Here is a 14,454-nt window from a genome sequence, read left to right as displayed (position 1 = left end):
TATGGCTTGGGTGGCGTGGTGCGCGGGTGTCACTCCGATGGCGAGGTTGCACAGGCCCTGACGGGGCCCGCGCTCTGCGGTTCCTGCGGGCAGAAGCGGAATTGGGCATAAAAAAAGCTCCCGGCGCTTGCTGGGCAAGCGCCGGGAGCTATGCATTCAGGAGCGCCAGGCCGGGCGGCCTGCGGGTCAGCGCTTGCGCGCGGCGATCGCTTTCTCGGCGGCAGTCACCAGGTCGGCGCCGATCTGGTTCTTCCACTTGTCGTAGACGGGGCGCGTGGCCTTCACGAAGGCTTCGCGCTCGGTGGCCGACAACTGCGTCACCGTGACGCCGTTGGCGGCAATTTCCTTGAGCAGGGGCTTGTCGGCCTCCACCATGCCCTTGCGCGCGATGGCGATTTCTTCCTTGCCGGCGTCGATGGCGGCCTGCTTGACGATCTCGCGGTCGGCCGGCGTCCAGCTGTTCCAGATCTCCTTGTTCACCACGAACACGAGCGGGTCGTTCACGTAGCCCCACATGGTGATGTGCTTCTGGGCCACGGTGTGCAGCTTGGCGGCCTGGTACACGGCAATCGGGTTCTCCTGGCCGTCCACGGCGCCGCTGGCGAAGGCGGGCTGCGCATCGGCCCAGCTCATCTGCGTGGGGTTGGCGCCCAGGGCCGTGAAGGTGTCCAGGAACAGCGGCGAACCCACGACGCGGATCTTCAGGCCCTTGAGGTCGGCGGGGCTCTTGATGGCCACCTTGGAATTGGAAATTTCGCGGTAGCCGTTTTCGCCCCAGGCCAGAGGCACCACGCCCGCCTTGTCCAGCGTGGCGAAGATCTGCTTGCCCACGTCGCCCTGCGTCACGGCGTCCACGGCGGCGTAGTCGGGAAACAGGAAGGGCAGCGAGAACAGGTTGAGCTGCTTGACCTGGGGCGACCAGTTGATGGTGGAGCCCACGGCCATGTCGATCACGCCCTGGCGCAGCGCGCTGAATTCGCGCGTCTGGTCGCCCTGGATCAGCGACACGCCGGGGTACAGCTTGATGTTGATGCGGCCATTGGTGCGCTCGCGCACCTTGTTGGCCCACAGCTCGCCGCCCTTGCCCCAGGGGAAGGCCGTGCCCAGCACCAGGGACATGCGGTATTCGCTCTTGTACGCGGTCTGTGCCAGGGCCGCGGGGGCGGTGAAGGCCAGCGCGGCAGCGGCGGCCACGGCAGAGGTGAGGAAGGTGCGCAGTTTCATGGGGTCTCCTTGCTATAAAAAACAGAGCTGCTTGCGCTTGTTGGATAGACGCTAGCGGGTGATTTGATCAATATTCCTTCAGTAGCCAAGCCGCGCCGGCAGCCACAGGGCCAGCTGCGGGAAGGCGATCACGGCCACCATCACCAGGAACATGGCCAGCAGCATCCAGCCCACCCAGCGCACGGTGGACTCCATGCGCACCCCGGCGATGCGGCAGGACACCATCAGGTTCACGGCCAGCGGCGGGGTGAACTGGCCCAGGGCCACCTTGAGCGTGAGGATGACGCCGAACCACACCGGGTCCCAGTGGTAGTGCTGCATGATGGGCAGCAGCAGCGGCACGAAGATCAGGAAGATCGAGATGCCGTCCAGGAACATGCCCACGGTGATCAGCAGCACGATGAGCAGCGCCAGCACGCCGTATTCGCCCAGGCCCGAGTTCACGATGGCGTTGGCCACCGGGTCGATCACGCCCAGCGTGGACAGCGAATAGGCAAAGATGCCCGCGAGCGAGACCACGATGAGGATGACTGCCGACAGTTCGCCCGATTCGCGCAGGATCGGGAACAGGTCGCGCACGGTGATCGTGCGGTGGATCACCATGCCCACGAACAGGCCGTAGAACACCGCCACCACGGCCGCTTCGGTGGGGGTGAACCAGCCGGCGCGCATGCCGCCCAGGATGACCACGGGCGCCGCCAGGCCCCAGGTGGCCTCGCGCAGGCTCTTCCAGAACGGCGGGCGGGGCATTTCGGCCTCCAGCGCGCCCATCTTGTGCCTGCGCGCCATCCACACGGCAGGCACGATCAGCGCCACGCCGGCCAGCACGCCGGGCACCATGCCCGCGGCAAACAGGGCCGGCACCGATGCACCGGGCACCAGCACCGAATAGATGATGAACGCCACCGAGGGCGGGATCAGGATGTCGGTGGCGGCGGCCGCGCCCACCACGCTGGCCGAGAACGAGGGCGGGTAGCCCGCGCGCGACATGGCAGCGATCATCACGCCGCCCACGGCCGCGGCATTGGCGGGGCCGGACCCCGAGATGCCGCCCAGGAACATGGCCACGGCGATCGCCACCAGCGGCAGCATGCCCGGGCCGCGGCCGACAATGGCTACGGCAAAGTTGACCAGACGCAGGGCGACGCCCGAGCGGTCGAAGATGGAGCCCACCAGCACGAACATCGGGATGGCCAGCAGCGGGTACTTGCCCAGGCCGGCGTAGAAGTTCTGCGGCACGGCCAGCAGGCCGAACCACTGGCTGTCGCCGTTGGCCAGCGCAATGGCCGCGGCGCCCGCCAGGCCCAGCGCGGCGCCAATCGGCACGCCCACGAACATCAGGCCCAGGAAGGCCACGAACAGCAGGGTGGCGATCATGCGGGCGTCTCCTGGTCGTCGGCGTCCGCGCCGGTGTGCCGGATGCGGCGCACGAACAGGCCCACGGCACGCGCGGTGATGAGCGCGGCGAACACGGGCAGCCAGATGGAGTACCACCACTGCGGCACGCCAATGCCGGGCGACGTTTCGCCAAAGCGGTAGTCGTCCCACACCACGCGCACGCTCAGCACGGCAATCACGCCAAACAGCAGCGCCACGGTGGCGGCGCCCAGCAGCGCCAGACGCCGTCTGCGCCGGGCGGAGCCGCCTTCGGCAAAGTACTCGATGCGGATGTGCTGGTCTCGCGCCACGGCGGCGGAGCCGGCCACCAGGGCCAGCACGATCATCAGGAAGACCGAGATCTCCTCCGTCCACGCGAAGGAGGAATTGGTGAAGTAGCGCACCAGCACGTTGGCAAACGTGATGAGCGCGAGCAACGCCATCACGATGACGGTGAGCCAGTCTTCAAGGCGCAGCGAGCGCGGTTCGGAGGGGGCGGCGGCGCTGGCGGCCGCGGGCTCGGGCGCAGCGGGCCTGGGGTGGGGCGAAGAGGACATGGGCAAGGTGGCAAAGGACGACACGGCACCGCATGACGGGCATGCGCATGCCACAGGCCCCGCCCTGCGGCGTTGTGCGCCACGGGCCTGGGGCGTGTGCCGCCCCGGGCGTGAGAAGCGGGCGCGATCGGCGCCGCAACCCGCCATTATGCGTTGGCCTGCCGGCCCGCCCGCGCCGCCTGGCGCCCCACGGGCGCTGTGAAAACCCTCAAGGCGTGGCCCCGGGCGGGGGCGGATAATGCGCGCCATGGAAACCAAATGGCTTGAAGATTTCGTCAGTCTTGCGGAAACCCGCAGCTTCAGCCGCTCCGCCCAGTTGCGCCATGTGACGCAGCCTGCCTTCTCCCGGCGCATCCAGGCCCTGGAGGCCTGGGCCGGGACCGACCTGGTGGACCGCAGTTCCTACCCCACCCGCCTCACGCCCGCCGGCAAGACGCTGTACGACCAGGCGCTGGAGATGCTGCAGGCGCTGCAGAACACGCGCGCCATGCTGCGCGCGCACACCAGCGCCGGCAAGGACATGATCGAGTTCGCCGTGCCCCACACGCTGGCGTTCACCTTCTTTCCGGCCTGGGTGTCCAGCCTGCACGACAAGTTCGGGCCGTTCAAGAGCCGCCTGATCGCCCTCAATGTGCATGACGCCGTGATGCGGCTGGTCGAGGGCGGGTGCGACCTGCTCATCGCCTACCACCACCCCTCGCAGCCCTTCCAGCTCGACGCCGACCGCTACGAGATGGTGAGCCTGGGGCAGGAGGTGATCTCCCCCTACAGCAAGGCCGACGCCGACGGGCAGCCCGTGCACCGCCTGCCGGGCCGCGCCGGGCAGCCGCTGCCGTACCTCGGGTACGCCCCCGGCGCCTATCTGGGCCGCGTGACGGAGCTGATCCTCAAGGAATCCGCCACCCCCATCCACCTGGAGCGGGTCTATGAGACCGACATGGCCGAGGGCCTCAAGGCCATGGCGCTGGAAGGCCACGGCGTGGCGTTCCTGCCCCACAGCGCGGTGAAGAAGGAGCTGCGCTCGCGCCGCCTCGTCAGTGCCGCCCCGGCGGGCACCGAGGGGCTGCAGATGACCATGGATGTGCGCGCCTACCGCGAAAAGCCCGCCGGCAAGGAGGCGCCCAAGGGCACGGCCCAGGCCCTGTGGATGTACCTGCAGTCGCAGGGCGGGTCATGCTAAGGGTAAATACCAATATAAATATTTTGCATAGTTGGGCGCGCAAACGGCATTGGAGTTTCGCGGTTGCGGCACGTACAGTTCGCGCCATCGCTGGGTCGGCTGCCGCAGCGTGCGCCTCCCAAGGCCCCATGGTGGCACGAACGTTGCATATCCGATCCATTCACGGACCACGACACGTATGAGAGTTCAGCACTGGGGAATCGTCGCGAGCCTGGCTGCCAGCTGCTGCCTTGCCGCGCCGGGCGCGCAGGCGTCGGTGCTGGAGCGCATCGCCGCGGGCGGCAAGCTGGTGCTGGCGTACCGCGAATCGTCGGTGCCGTTCTCGTATGTGGATGCGCAGACGGGCAAGCCGGTGGGCTACGCGCTCGACCTGTGCCTGCGGCTGGCCGACGTGGTGCGCAAGAAAACCGGCCGCAAGGACATGGAGGTCGAGTACCTGCCGGTCACGCCGGCCAACCGCATTGCGATGATCGAGGAAGGCAAGGCCGACCTCGAGTGCGGCTCCACCACCAACAATGCCGAGCGCCGCCAGAAGGTCGCCTTCACGATCCCCCACTTCATTACCGGGGCCCGGCTGCTGGTGAAGGCGGCCAGCACGGTGGACAGGGTGGAAGACCTGCAGGGCAAGAAACTGGTGTCCACCAAGGGCACCACGCCGCTCAAGGCCGCCGAGCAGGCCAACCGCGAGCGCCTGCTGGGCATCACGCTGCTGGAAGCCCCCGACCATGCCAAGGCCGTCGAGATGGTGGAAAAGGGCGAGGCCGACGCCTTCGTGATGGACGACGTGCTCCTGTACGGCCTGGCCGCGGGCCGGCCCGACCCCAAGGCGCTCAAGGTGGTGGGGCGGTTCATGACCACCGAGCCGCTGGCCATCATGCTCCCCAAGAACGACCCCGAATTCAAGAAGCTGGTGGATGAGGAAATGCGGCGCCTGATCACCAGCCGCGACATCTATCCCGTTTACGACAAGTGGTTCCTCAAACCCATTCCGCCGGGCAACACGGTGCTGAACCTTCCGGTCAGTTACCTGTTGCGCGACTTTTGGAAGTACCCTACCGACCAGGTGCCGTTCTAACTACCATTCCTGGTCTAGGTTCCTGATTTTTTGAGGACTCCGGGCGGCCCGGTTTTTCCGGCGCCAGGATTCCTCGGAATTTCCCTTCTTTCGCTTCACACTCAAGGAGATACCAATGAAGAAGCATTTGCTCGCGATTGCTGTGACCGCCCTGGCTGCAGGCAGCGCATTCGCCCAGGCCAACGATACCCTGGCCAAGATCAAGGCCTCGGGCAGCGTCACGCTGGGGGTGCGGGAGTCTTCGGGTCTTTCCTACACGCTGGGCAACGGCAAGTATGTGGGCTTCCACACCGAGATGGGTGAGATCGTGCTGCACGATATCCAGAAGCAGCTCGGCCTGGCCAAGCTGGACATCAAGTACCAGCCCGTGACCTCGCAAAACCGCATCCCGCTGGTGACCAACGGCACCGTGGACCTGGAGTGCGGCTCCACCACCAACAACGCCGCCCGCCAGAAGGACGTGGCCTTCGCCGTGACCACCTACGTGGAAGAAGTGCGCATCGCCACCAAGGCCAGCTCGGGCATCAATTCCATCAAGGACCTGAACGGCAAGACCGTCGCGACCACCACGGGCACCACCTCGGTGCAGACCCTGCGCAAGCACGAGCGCGCTGGCGGCGTCGACTTCAAGGAAGTGTTCGGCAAGGACCACGCCGACAGCTTCCTGATGCTGGAAACCGGCCGTGCCGACGCGTTCGTGATGGACGGCTCCATCCTGGCCGCCAACATCTCCAAGTCCAAGAGCCCCGCCGACTACAAGATCGTGGGTGAAGTCCTGAGCGTGGAGCCGATCGCCTGCATGCTGCGCAAGGACGACCCCGCCTTCAAGAAGGCCGTGGACGACTCCATCAAGCGCCAGATCGCCGATGGTTCGCTGGCCAAGCTGTACGACAAGTGGTTCATGCAGCCGGTGCCCCCGACCAACGTGAAGATCGGCCTGCCCATGTCCGACGCCACCAAGGCGGCCTGGGCCAGCCCCAACGACAAGCCCATGGAAGACTACGCCAAGAAGTAATTCCGACAATGCTTGCGCCCCTTCGGCCAGCCGGTTTGAAGGGGCTTTTTTGTTGGGCGCGCCCAGGGGGGCTGCCCAGCTTTTCCTCCAAGAATTAAAGGGGTGCTCCTATGAGTTGGGATTGGCAGGTGTTCTGCCAGGACACCATGGACCGGGAAGTCGTGCAAAGCTGCTTTGGCAAGGGCGGCGACGTCACGTACCTGGACTGGATGCTGTCGGCCTGGGGCTGGACGGTGTCCGTTTCGCTGCTGGCACTGGTGCTGGCGTTGGTGCTGGGATCGGTGATCGGGACGCTGCGCACCTTGCAGGACCGGCCGTTCATCGTGCGCCTGGGCAATGCCTGGGTGGAGCTGTTTCGCAATATTCCGCTGCTGGTGCAGATCTTCCTGTGGTACCACGTGCTGCCCAGCTTGTTCCCGGTGCTCAGGGGCGTTCCAGGCTTTGCGCTGGTGGTGCTGGCGCTGGGCTTCTTCACCTCGGCGCGGATCGCCGAGCAGGTGCGCTCGGGCATCCAGGCCCTGCCGCGCGGCCAGCGGTATGCCGGCCTGGCCATGGGCTTCACCACGTTCCAGACCTACCGCTATGTGCTGTTGCCCATGGCGTTTCGCATCATCATTCCGCCGCTGACCAGCGAGACGATGAACATCTTCAAGAACTCGTCCGTGGCGTTCGCCGTGTCGGTGGCCGAACTGACGATGTTCGCCATGCAGGCGCAGGAAGAAACCTCGCGCGGCATCGAGGTCTATCTGGCGGTGACGGCGCTGTACGTCATCTCTGCCTTCGCCATCAACCGGATCATGGCCTTCATCGAGAAGCGTGCGCGCATCCCCGGCATGTCCATCGCGGGCGCATCGGGCGGGGGGCACTGAGATGATGAACCTCGATTTTTCGTTCTACAACTGGGACCTGATCTCCAACTTCGTGCTCAAGGGGCTGTACTTCAGCCTGCTGCTCACGTTCATCGCCACGCTGGGCGGCGTGTTGTTCGGCACCCTGCTCGCGCTCATGCGCCTGTCGGGCCGCAAGTGGCTGGACGTGCCGGCCACCCTCTACGTCAACGGCATGCGCTCCATTCCGCTGGTGATGGTGATCCTGTGGTTCTTCCTGCTGGTGCCGGCCATCATCGGCCGCCCCATCGGCGCGGAGGTGTCGGCCATCATCACCTTCATCGCGTTCGAGGCGGCGTACTTCAGCGAGATCATGCGCGCCGGCATCCAGTCCATTCCGCGCGGCCAGGTGTATGCCGGCCAGGCGCTGGGCATGACGTACGGCCAGAACATGCGGCTGGTGGTGCTGCCCCAGGCGTTCCGCAACATGCTGCCCGTGCTGCTCACCCAGACCATCATCCTGTTCCAGGACACGTCGCTGGTCTACGCGATCGGCGCCTACGACATGCTCAAGGGCTTCGAGGTGGCGGGCAAGAACTTCGGCCGGCCCATCGAGGCCTACCTGGCCGCGGCGGTGCTGTATTTCGTGATGTGCTACTCGCTGTCCTGGATGGTCAAGCGCCTGCACCAGAAGATCGCAATTATTCGGTAGCCCCCCTGAGTCGCCTTCGGCGCCTTCCCCCCAGGGGGACGACGCCTGTGGCCTGGCAAAGCCAGTTCCACGGCGTCTGCTGGTGACGGCAGCGCCGGTTGGACGGGCCAGTGCCCGGGACCAGTGACAAGAGAAGAGATTGGAGAAAGAGAAATGATCGAACTCAAGAACGTATCCAAGTGGTATGGGCCGGTGCAGGTGCTCAACGAGTGCTCGGCCACCATCCACAAAGGTGAAGTGGTGGTGGTGTGCGGCCCGTCGGGTTCGGGCAAGTCCACGCTGATCAAGACCATCAACGCGCTGGAGCCTTTCCAGAAGGGCGAGATCACGGTGGATGGCGTGAAGCTGCACGACCCCGGCACCAACCTGCCCAAGCTGCGCAGCCGCGTGGGGATGGTTTTCCAGCACTTCGAGCTGTTCCCTCACCTGTCGGTGACGGACAACCTGACGATCGCGCAGATCAAGGTGCTGGGCCGCAGCGCCGACGACGCCAAGAAGCGCGGGCTGAAGATGCTCGAACGCGTGGGCCTGATCGCGCACAAGGACAAGTTCCCCGGCCAGCTCTCGGGCGGCCAGCAGCAGCGCGTGGCCATTGCGCGCGCGCTGTCGATGGACCCCATCGTGATGCTGTTTGACGAGCCCACGTCGGCGCTGGACCCCGAGATGGTGGGCGAAGTGCTGGACGTGATGGTGGGCCTGGCCAACGAAGGCATGACCATGATGTGCGTGACCCACGAAATGGGTTTTGCCAAGAAGGTGAGCAACCGCGTGATCTTCATGGACGTGGGCGGCCGCATTCTGGAGGACTGCTCCAAGGAGGAGTTTTTCGGCAACCCCGACGCCCGCCAGCCGCGCACCAAGGACTTCCTCAACAAGATCCTGGCGCACTGACCACCCCCTGAGTCGCCTGCGGCGCTTTGGTGCCGCGGCCCTCAGAGCCCCCAAGGGGGGCGCCGCCAGCGCGGCTGGGCGGCCCTTGCGCGGCGGCTGCGCGTGCGGGCCGCGCCAGTGGCGTGCGGCGGGGGGTACCTTGCATGCGAACCAAAGCGCTCCTCGGAGCGCTTTTTTCATGGGCCCGCGGTGCGGGGCAGCCTGTCGAGGCCTGCAGGCTAACGCTTGCCGCGGCGTGCGGCAGGCGCCGGTCCGTCCACGATGAGCTGCGACTCGAAATGCGTCCACAGGCCGTCGCGCCGCTTCAGGGCTTCGGAGACGGCCTCGTGGCGCAGCTGGGCCACGGCCGAGACGAGGGCGTTGCACAGGAAGAAGGCGGCGGTGTACGAGTCGAACGGCGACGCATTGGACGTGCGCACCTGCACCCGGTGGTGGGCCAGGGCGGCCAGCGGCGCGGCCGGGCTGTCGGTGATGGCCAGCACCTGCGCGCCCGCGTCGCGGAACCGCTGGGCCACCTTCACCGGGCCGCTGGCATAGCGGCGGATGCTGAAGGCCAGCAGCGTGTCCTCGGGCTGCACCCACAGCAGCTGGTCGGTGGCGGCGATGGCGCCTGCGCCCAGCTCGTGCACGCCGGGCCGGCACATGTTCAGGTGCAGTGCCAGCCAGGCGGCCACGGGCGCGCTGTTGATCTGGGCGAGCACGAACACCCGGCCCGGGCCTTGCGCGATGCGGGTGGCCAGGGCTTCGAAGGCCGCCATGTCCAGGCCCTCGCGCGTGGCGGCGATGTTGTGCTGGTCGTGCAGCAGCGCATCGTCCACACATTGCTGCAGGCTGCGCTGCGTGCCGATGGTCACGCTGGCGCGCTGGCCGGCCGTCTGCAGCAGGGCGGTCACTTCCGCGCGGGCTTCGCGCTGCGCTTCGGCATAGCTGGCGTAGCCCAGCTTGGCAAACAGGCGCACCACGGTGGACGCGCTGGTGCCCGTGCGGGCGGCCAGCGCGGTGGCCGACTCCAGCAGCGCGTGCGGGTAGTCCCGGCCCAGGGCATCGGCCAGGGCGCGCTCGCTGGCCGTGAGGGCGGTGCCGTGGCGGGCCAGCCGCCCGGGCAACAGGTCGGCGGGTGTCTGCAATGGTGGTTGCATTTACGTCTCCATTGTGAAATGCGTATTGCAAAATGCTGCGCTGCGTGCAACACTTCGACCCAACGGGCCTGCGTCCTGGCGGTGCCCACTTCGGAAGAAATGCAGCATACCGTGGAAGAAGCACAACGTCCCTCGGCGCGTGAGCGCGTTCTGGACTGGCTGGCCGGCCAGTCCCAGGCCATGCAAGAGCTGTTGCAGCAGATCGTCAACATCGACAGCGGCAGCCGCAACGAGGCCGGTGTGACGGCTGTGGCCGAGGCGCTGCGCGCGCGGCTGCAGGCGGCGGGCATTGCCGTGCAGTTCGAGCCGGTGCCCGGCTATGGGGTGCTGCTGCACGCCCAGGTGCCGGGTGCCGAACCCGGGCCACCCATCGTGCTGATGGGCCACATGGACACCGTGTACCCGGCGGGCACGGCGGCGCGCCGGCCGTTCCGCGTGGAAGACGGCCGTGCCTACGGTCCCGGCGTGGCGGACATGAAATCCGGCCTGGTGCTGAACGTGTTCGTGGCCGAGGCATTGGCGCGGTGCGGGGGGCTCAAGGGCCCGCTGCACCTGTTCTTCTCGTGCGACGAGGAGATCGGATCGCCCGCCACGCGTGATCGCATCATGGCCCAGGTGCGCGGCGCCAGGGCGGTGTTCAATGCCGAGCCCGGCCGCGTTAGCGGCAACCTGGTGACCAGCCGCAAGGGCTCCATGGTGGTGGCGTTCGAGGTGGAGGGCGTGGCGGCCCATGCCGGCATCAACCACGCCGCAGGCGCCAGCGCCATCGAGGCCCTGGCACGCAAGACGCTGGCGCTGCACGCGCTGACCGACCCTGCCACCGGCACCACCGCCAATGTGGGCGTGGTGCAGGGCGGCATCGTGCCCAACATGGTGGCGCCCCACGCCAAGGCCGAGGTGGACCTGCGCTTCACCGCCGACACCGATCCCGAGGCGCTGCTGGAGCGGGTGCGTGCCATCGTCGAGGAAGAGTCCGTGCCCCGCACCAAGGGCCGCATCACCGAATCGCGCGGCACGCTGCCCATGAAGCCCACGCCCGGCGAACTGCTGGCGCTGTACCAGCGCGGCGCGCGTTCGCTGGGCTTCGAGGTGCAGGGCGAATTCACGGGCGGCGCGGCCGACAGCGGCCTCACGGCCTCGGTGGGCGTGCCCACGCTGTGCGGCACCGGCCCGGTGGGCGGCCACGCGCACACCGAGCGCGAATACTGCGAGCTGTCCACCTTCGTGCCGCGCGCCCAGGCCGTGGCGCTGGCCGTGCTGGACCACCCCTGATCCGGCTCCTGCCGCCCAAAACTGCTTTTCGTGTTTTTTTGAAGAGAAGACCCCCACCATGCAATCCGAATCCTCCCGCCGCCGCCACCTCCTGTCTGCCGGACTGGCCCTGGGCCTTGCCGCCGCAGCGGTGCCGCTGGGTGCGCTGGCCGAAGAGAAATACCCGTCGCGCCCCATCACGCTCGTGGTGCCGTTCCCGCCCGGCGGGTCGGTGGACATCATGGCGCGCCAGTATTCCGAGCCGCTCGCGCGCGTGTTGGGCGTGCCCATCGTGGTCGAGAACCGCGCCGGCGCCGGCGGCTCGGTGGGTGCGCAGTACGTGGCGCGCGCCAAGCCCGACGGCTACACCCTGGTCGTGTCGTCGCAAAGCAGCCACCTGGCCAACCCGCTCACGCAGCCCAAGATCGGCTATGACCCGGTCAAGGATTTCGAGAACATCGCGATCCTGGGCCGCCAGCCCAACGCGCTGGTGGTGCACAGCAGCCTGCCCTTCAAGACCTTTGCCGAGTTCGTGGAGTACGCCAGGAAGAACCCCGGCAAGCTCAACTACGGCAGCGGCGGCGTGGGCAGCATGGGGCAGCTCAACGTCGAGATGTTCAAGGCGGCCACCGGCGCCTACACCACCCACATCCCGTACCGCGGCGGCACGCCGCTGATCACGGCCGTGCTGGGCAACGAGGTGCAGTTCATCCTGGACAACCTGGTCATCATGCTGCCCCACATCCAGTCCGGCAAGGTGCGTGCCCTGGCCGTGGCCGCCGACCAGCGCCTGCCCCAGCTGCCCGACGTGCCCACCCTGGCCGAGGTCGGCTACCCGCAGCTCAACCTCACCTCCTGGACCGGCCTGGCCGCGCCCGCCGGCACGCCCGAGGCGGTGGTGCAGACCCTGTACAAGGCGGTGCGCCAGGTGGCCACCTCGCCGGCCATGGTGGCCAACCTCAAGGACCGCGGCGTGATCGCCCCCGAAGAGATGACGCCCGCCCAGTTCGAGAAAATGATGGCCGAGCGCATGGTGAAATTTGGCGAAGTGGTGCGCAAGGCCCACATCACGGCCGAGTGAACGGCCCCGGCCGTGCACCGGCCGGGTTTCTCTGCTCCGGCTTGAGGTCAAATTGGCCGCCAGCGCTTATCTGGAAAGCGATAGGAGCTATTAAAATAATAGCAATGCGAGTGCCGGGTAGCGCAATGGGACAATGGCGCCCATGACCGCCGCATCCCCCACTTCCGTGAACACCCTCACCATCACCCGCCCCGACGACTGGCACCTGCACGTGCGCGACGGCGAGCCGCTCTCGACCGTGGTGCCGCACACTGCCGCACAGTTCGGCCGCGCGATCATCATGCCCAACCTGCGCCCGCCCGTGACCACGGCGGAGCAGGCACTGGCGTACAAGCAGCGCATCCTGGCCGCCGTGCCGGCCGGTGTGCAGTTCGAGCCGCTGATGACGCTGTACCTCACGGACAACCTGCCGCCCGAGGAAATCGCGCGCGCCAAGGCGGCGGGCGTGGTCGCCTGCAAGCTCTACCCCGCGGGCGCCACCACCAACAGCGACGCGGGCGTCACGGACATCCGCAAGACCTACAAGACCCTGGAGGCCATGCAGAAGGCGGGCCTGCTGCTGCTGGTGCACGGCGAGGTGACCAGCAGCGACATCGACCTGTTCGACCGCGAGGCGGTGTTCATCGAGCAGCAGCTCATCCCGCTGCGCCGCGACTTCCCCGAGCTCAAGATCGTCTTCGAGCACATCACCACCAAAGACGCGGCCGACTACGTGCAGCAGGCCGACCGCTTCACCGCCGCCACCCTCACCGCGCACCACCTGCTGTTCAACCGCAACGCCATCTTCGTGGGCGGCGTGCGGCCCCACTACTACTGCCTGCCCGTGCTCAAGCGCGAGACGCACCGCGTGGCCCTGGTGCGCGCCGCCACCAGCGGCAGCCCCAAGTTCTTCCTGGGCACCGATAGCGCGCCGCACCCCGCGCACCTGAAGGAACACGCCACCGGCTGCGCCGGCTGCTACACCGCGCACGCCGCGATGGAGATGTACGCCGAGGCCTTCGACAGCGTGGGCGCACTTGACAAGCTCGAGGGCTTTGCCAGCTTCCACGGCCCCGACTTCTACGGCCTGCCGCGCAACACCGGCACCATCACCTTGCGCCGCGAATCGTGGACGCCGCCCGAGAGTTTTGCGTTTGGCGAAGCCAACCTCAAGCCCCTGCGCGCGGGCGAGGCGCTGCCGTGGCGGCTGGTCTAGCCGAGGGCGCGGACACCTCCTGCCCGTGGGGCCGCGTGGATTGGTCGGCCCCCTGGCTCGCGCCCTGGCGGACGGTGGGCGAGCCGCTGGCACAGCAGGTGCAGCGTGGCCTGCCGGTGAGCCAGGCCCTGGGCGGCTCCCATGCTGCCGCGGCACCTGTGGGTTTTGCCCCCCAGGCCGAGCTGCCCGAAGGCGTGGCCTACGAACAGTTCATCTTCGAGTCGCGCCGCGTGCCCACGCGCGACAACCTGCACGACTTCTTCAACGGCCTGGTGTGGCGGCAGTTTCCGCAGACCAAGCGCCGCCTGAACCAGTTGCAGGCGACGGCCATCGCGCGCGACGGTGTCGGGGCCGTGCGCGGCCCGCTGCGCGACGCCATCACGGTGTTCGACGAAAACGGCGCCGTGCTGGCCGCGCCGCCCGCCCTGTGGGCCGCGCTGGCGGCGCGCGAGTGGCAGCGCCTGTTCGTGGAACTGCGGCCGCTGTGGCGCGAGGCCCGGCTGGTGCTGTTCGGCCACGCGCTGCTCGAAAAACTGGTTTCACCCCGAAAACCCATGGTAGCCCATGTGTATCCTGCGCCAGAAGCTATGACTTCCATAGCAGACCTGGATGCCTGGCTGGCCCGTGACGTGCAGCCGGCCACCTGGGCCGCCAAGCCTTTCGCGCCCCTGCCGGTGCTGGGCGTGCCGGGCTGGTGGCCGGCCAACGAAGCGCCGGGCTTCTATGACGACCCCGATGTCTTCCGGCCGCCGCGCGCGCAGGCGTAGGCCCGCGCTAATTCCCAACAAGGCTTGTGTGATAAGGCCCCGCCAGGGGTTTGCACCTACCATTGCGCGATGAAATCGCGGCCAGTCTGGAGGACAGGGCCGGCCTGCTGGCACTGCGGCGCAACGGCGCCCCGGCTTGAAGCGCGCCGCCCGGCCCCCATTT

At 67.5% G+C, this 14,454-nt stretch carries 14 protein-coding genes; 10 read left to right on the top strand and 4 right to left on the bottom strand.

Annotation, left to right across the window (positions count from 1 at the left end; genetic code table 11):
• Positions 1 to 186 precede the first annotated feature (186 nt).
• The 3 genes from ACOYR3_RS19930 to ACOYR3_RS19920 form a co-directional block, all read right to left on the bottom strand.
• Positions 187 to 1,224 carry a DctP family TRAP transporter solute-binding subunit gene (locus ACOYR3_RS19930; protein ID WP_422844031.1) on the bottom strand — a complete coding sequence of 346 codons (1,038 nt, stop codon included), beginning with the start codon at positions 1,222 to 1,224 and terminating at the stop codon, positions 187 to 189.
• A gap of 78 nt (positions 1,225 to 1,302) precedes the next feature.
• Positions 1,303 to 2,601, bottom strand: coding sequence for a TRAP transporter large permease (locus ACOYR3_RS19925; protein WP_422844030.1), 1,299 nt, complete (start codon positions 2,599 to 2,601; stop codon positions 1,303 to 1,305).
• Positions 2,598 to 3,158 (bottom strand): TRAP transporter small permease, encoded by a 561-nt coding sequence (locus ACOYR3_RS19920; RefSeq protein WP_422844029.1) that lies wholly within the window; start codon positions 3,156 to 3,158, stop codon positions 2,598 to 2,600. The genes ACOYR3_RS19925 and ACOYR3_RS19920 overlap by 4 nt, the downstream gene beginning before the upstream one ends.
• Before the next feature lie 247 nt (positions 3,159 to 3,405).
• On the opposite strand from ACOYR3_RS19920, the gene ACOYR3_RS19915 reads away from it, so the two are divergent.
• The 6 genes from ACOYR3_RS19915 to ACOYR3_RS19890 all read left to right on the top strand — a co-directional run bounded on the left by ACOYR3_RS19915 (position 3,406) and on the right by ACOYR3_RS19890 (position 8,858).
• Positions 3,406 to 4,338: a LysR family transcriptional regulator gene (locus ACOYR3_RS19915; RefSeq protein ID WP_422844028.1), complete on the top strand. Its 933-nt coding sequence runs from the start codon at positions 3,406 to 3,408 to the stop codon at positions 4,336 to 4,338.
• Positions 4,339 to 4,516: 178 nt separating this feature from the next.
• Entirely contained in the window at positions 4,517 to 5,413 is an 897-nt protein-coding gene (locus ACOYR3_RS19910; RefSeq protein WP_422844027.1) for an amino acid ABC transporter substrate-binding protein, read from the top strand.
• A 115-nt stretch (positions 5,414 to 5,528) separates the two neighbouring features.
• Complete coding sequence (locus tag ACOYR3_RS19905; protein ID WP_422844026.1) at positions 5,529 to 6,428, top strand: transporter substrate-binding domain-containing protein; 900 nt, start codon at positions 5,529 to 5,531, stop codon at positions 6,426 to 6,428.
• Positions 6,429 to 6,538: 110 nt separating this feature from the next.
• Positions 6,539 to 7,297, top strand: a complete 759-nt coding sequence (locus ACOYR3_RS19900; protein ID WP_422844025.1) for an amino acid ABC transporter permease — start codon at positions 6,539 to 6,541, stop codon at positions 7,295 to 7,297.
• Position 7,298: 1 nt separating this feature from the next.
• The gene (locus ACOYR3_RS19895) at positions 7,299 to 7,967 is read left to right on the top strand and encodes an amino acid ABC transporter permease (RefSeq protein WP_422844024.1); all 669 of its coding nucleotides are present in this window, start codon (positions 7,299 to 7,301) and stop codon (positions 7,965 to 7,967) included.
• Positions 7,968 to 8,120: 153 nt separating this feature from the next.
• Positions 8,121 to 8,858: an amino acid ABC transporter ATP-binding protein gene (locus ACOYR3_RS19890; RefSeq protein WP_422844023.1), complete on the top strand. Its 738-nt coding sequence runs from the start codon at positions 8,121 to 8,123 to the stop codon at positions 8,856 to 8,858.
• A gap of 218 nt (positions 8,859 to 9,076) precedes the next feature.
• Here ACOYR3_RS19890 and ACOYR3_RS19885 read toward each other — a convergent pair whose 3' ends face one another.
• On the bottom strand, positions 9,077 to 9,997 hold the full coding sequence (locus ACOYR3_RS19885; RefSeq protein WP_422844022.1) for a MurR/RpiR family transcriptional regulator: 921 nt from the start codon (positions 9,995 to 9,997) through the stop codon (positions 9,077 to 9,079).
• 99 nt (positions 9,998 to 10,096) lie between these two features.
• On the opposite strand from ACOYR3_RS19885, the gene ACOYR3_RS19880 reads away from it, so the two are divergent.
• The 4 genes from ACOYR3_RS19880 (at position 10,097) to ACOYR3_RS19865 (ending at position 14,291) form a co-directional block, all read left to right on the top strand.
• On the top strand, positions 10,097 to 11,269 hold the full coding sequence (locus tag ACOYR3_RS19880; RefSeq protein ID WP_422844021.1) for a M20 family metallopeptidase: 1,173 nt from the start codon (positions 10,097 to 10,099) through the stop codon (positions 11,267 to 11,269).
• A gap of 58 nt (positions 11,270 to 11,327) precedes the next feature.
• A complete protein-coding gene (locus ACOYR3_RS19875; protein WP_422844020.1) occupies positions 11,328 to 12,329 on the top strand; it encodes a Bug family tripartite tricarboxylate transporter substrate binding protein in 1,002 nt (333 codons plus the stop codon).
• 142 nt (positions 12,330 to 12,471) lie between these two features.
• Positions 12,472 to 13,524, top strand: a complete 1,053-nt coding sequence (gene pyrC, locus ACOYR3_RS19870) for a dihydroorotase (protein ID WP_422844019.1) — start codon at positions 12,472 to 12,474, stop codon at positions 13,522 to 13,524.
• The gene (locus ACOYR3_RS19865) at positions 13,509 to 14,291 is read left to right on the top strand and encodes a DUF3025 domain-containing protein (RefSeq protein WP_422844018.1); all 783 of its coding nucleotides are present in this window, start codon (positions 13,509 to 13,511) and stop codon (positions 14,289 to 14,291) included. The genes pyrC and ACOYR3_RS19865 overlap by 16 nt, the downstream gene beginning before the upstream one ends.
• Positions 14,292 to 14,454: the final 163 nt, after the last annotated feature.

The sequence above is a fragment of the Acidovorax sp. M2(2025) genome (assembly GCF_049330835.1).
Lineage (GTDB): Bacteria > Pseudomonadota > Gammaproteobacteria > Burkholderiales > Burkholderiaceae_C > Acidovorax.
The sequence above is the reverse complement of the archived record's forward strand: the minus strand, read 5'-3'. Positions and strand labels throughout refer to the sequence as shown.

Bases quoted from the DNA above. Each gene is read 5' to 3' on its own strand.
- ACOYR3_RS19900 (WP_422844025.1), top strand. From the start codon at position 6,539: ATGAGTTGGGATTGGCAGGTGTTCTGCCAGGACACCATGGACCGGGAA.
- ACOYR3_RS19880 (WP_422844021.1), top strand. From the start codon at position 10,097: ATGCAGCATACCGTGGAAGAAGCACAACGTCCCTCGGCGCGTGAGCGC.
- ACOYR3_RS19875 (WP_422844020.1), top strand. From the start codon at position 11,328: ATGCAATCCGAATCCTCCCGCCGCCGCCACCTCCTGTCTGCCGGACTG.
- ACOYR3_RS19890 (WP_422844023.1), top strand. From the start codon at position 8,121: ATGATCGAACTCAAGAACGTATCCAAGTGGTATGGGCCGGTGCAGGTG.
- ACOYR3_RS19895 (WP_422844024.1), top strand. From the start codon at position 7,299: ATGATGAACCTCGATTTTTCGTTCTACAACTGGGACCTGATCTCCAAC.
- ACOYR3_RS19920 (WP_422844029.1), bottom strand. From the start codon at position 3,158: ATGTCCTCTTCGCCCCACCCCAGGCCCGCTGCGCCCGAGCCCGCGGCC.
- ACOYR3_RS19905 (WP_422844026.1), top strand. From the start codon at position 5,529: ATGAAGAAGCATTTGCTCGCGATTGCTGTGACCGCCCTGGCTGCAGGC.
- ACOYR3_RS19910 (WP_422844027.1), top strand. From the start codon at position 4,517: ATGAGAGTTCAGCACTGGGGAATCGTCGCGAGCCTGGCTGCCAGCTGC.
- ACOYR3_RS19925 (WP_422844030.1), bottom strand. From the start codon at position 2,601: ATGATCGCCACCCTGCTGTTCGTGGCCTTCCTGGGCCTGATGTTCGTG.
- ACOYR3_RS19930 (WP_422844031.1), bottom strand. From the start codon at position 1,224: ATGAAACTGCGCACCTTCCTCACCTCTGCCGTGGCCGCCGCTGCCGCG.
- ACOYR3_RS19885 (WP_422844022.1), bottom strand. From the start codon at position 9,997: ATGCAACCACCATTGCAGACACCCGCCGACCTGTTGCCCGGGCGGCTG.
- pyrC (WP_422844019.1), top strand. From the start codon at position 12,472: ATGACCGCCGCATCCCCCACTTCCGTGAACACCCTCACCATCACCCGC.
- ACOYR3_RS19915 (WP_422844028.1), top strand. From the start codon at position 3,406: ATGGAAACCAAATGGCTTGAAGATTTCGTCAGTCTTGCGGAAACCCGC.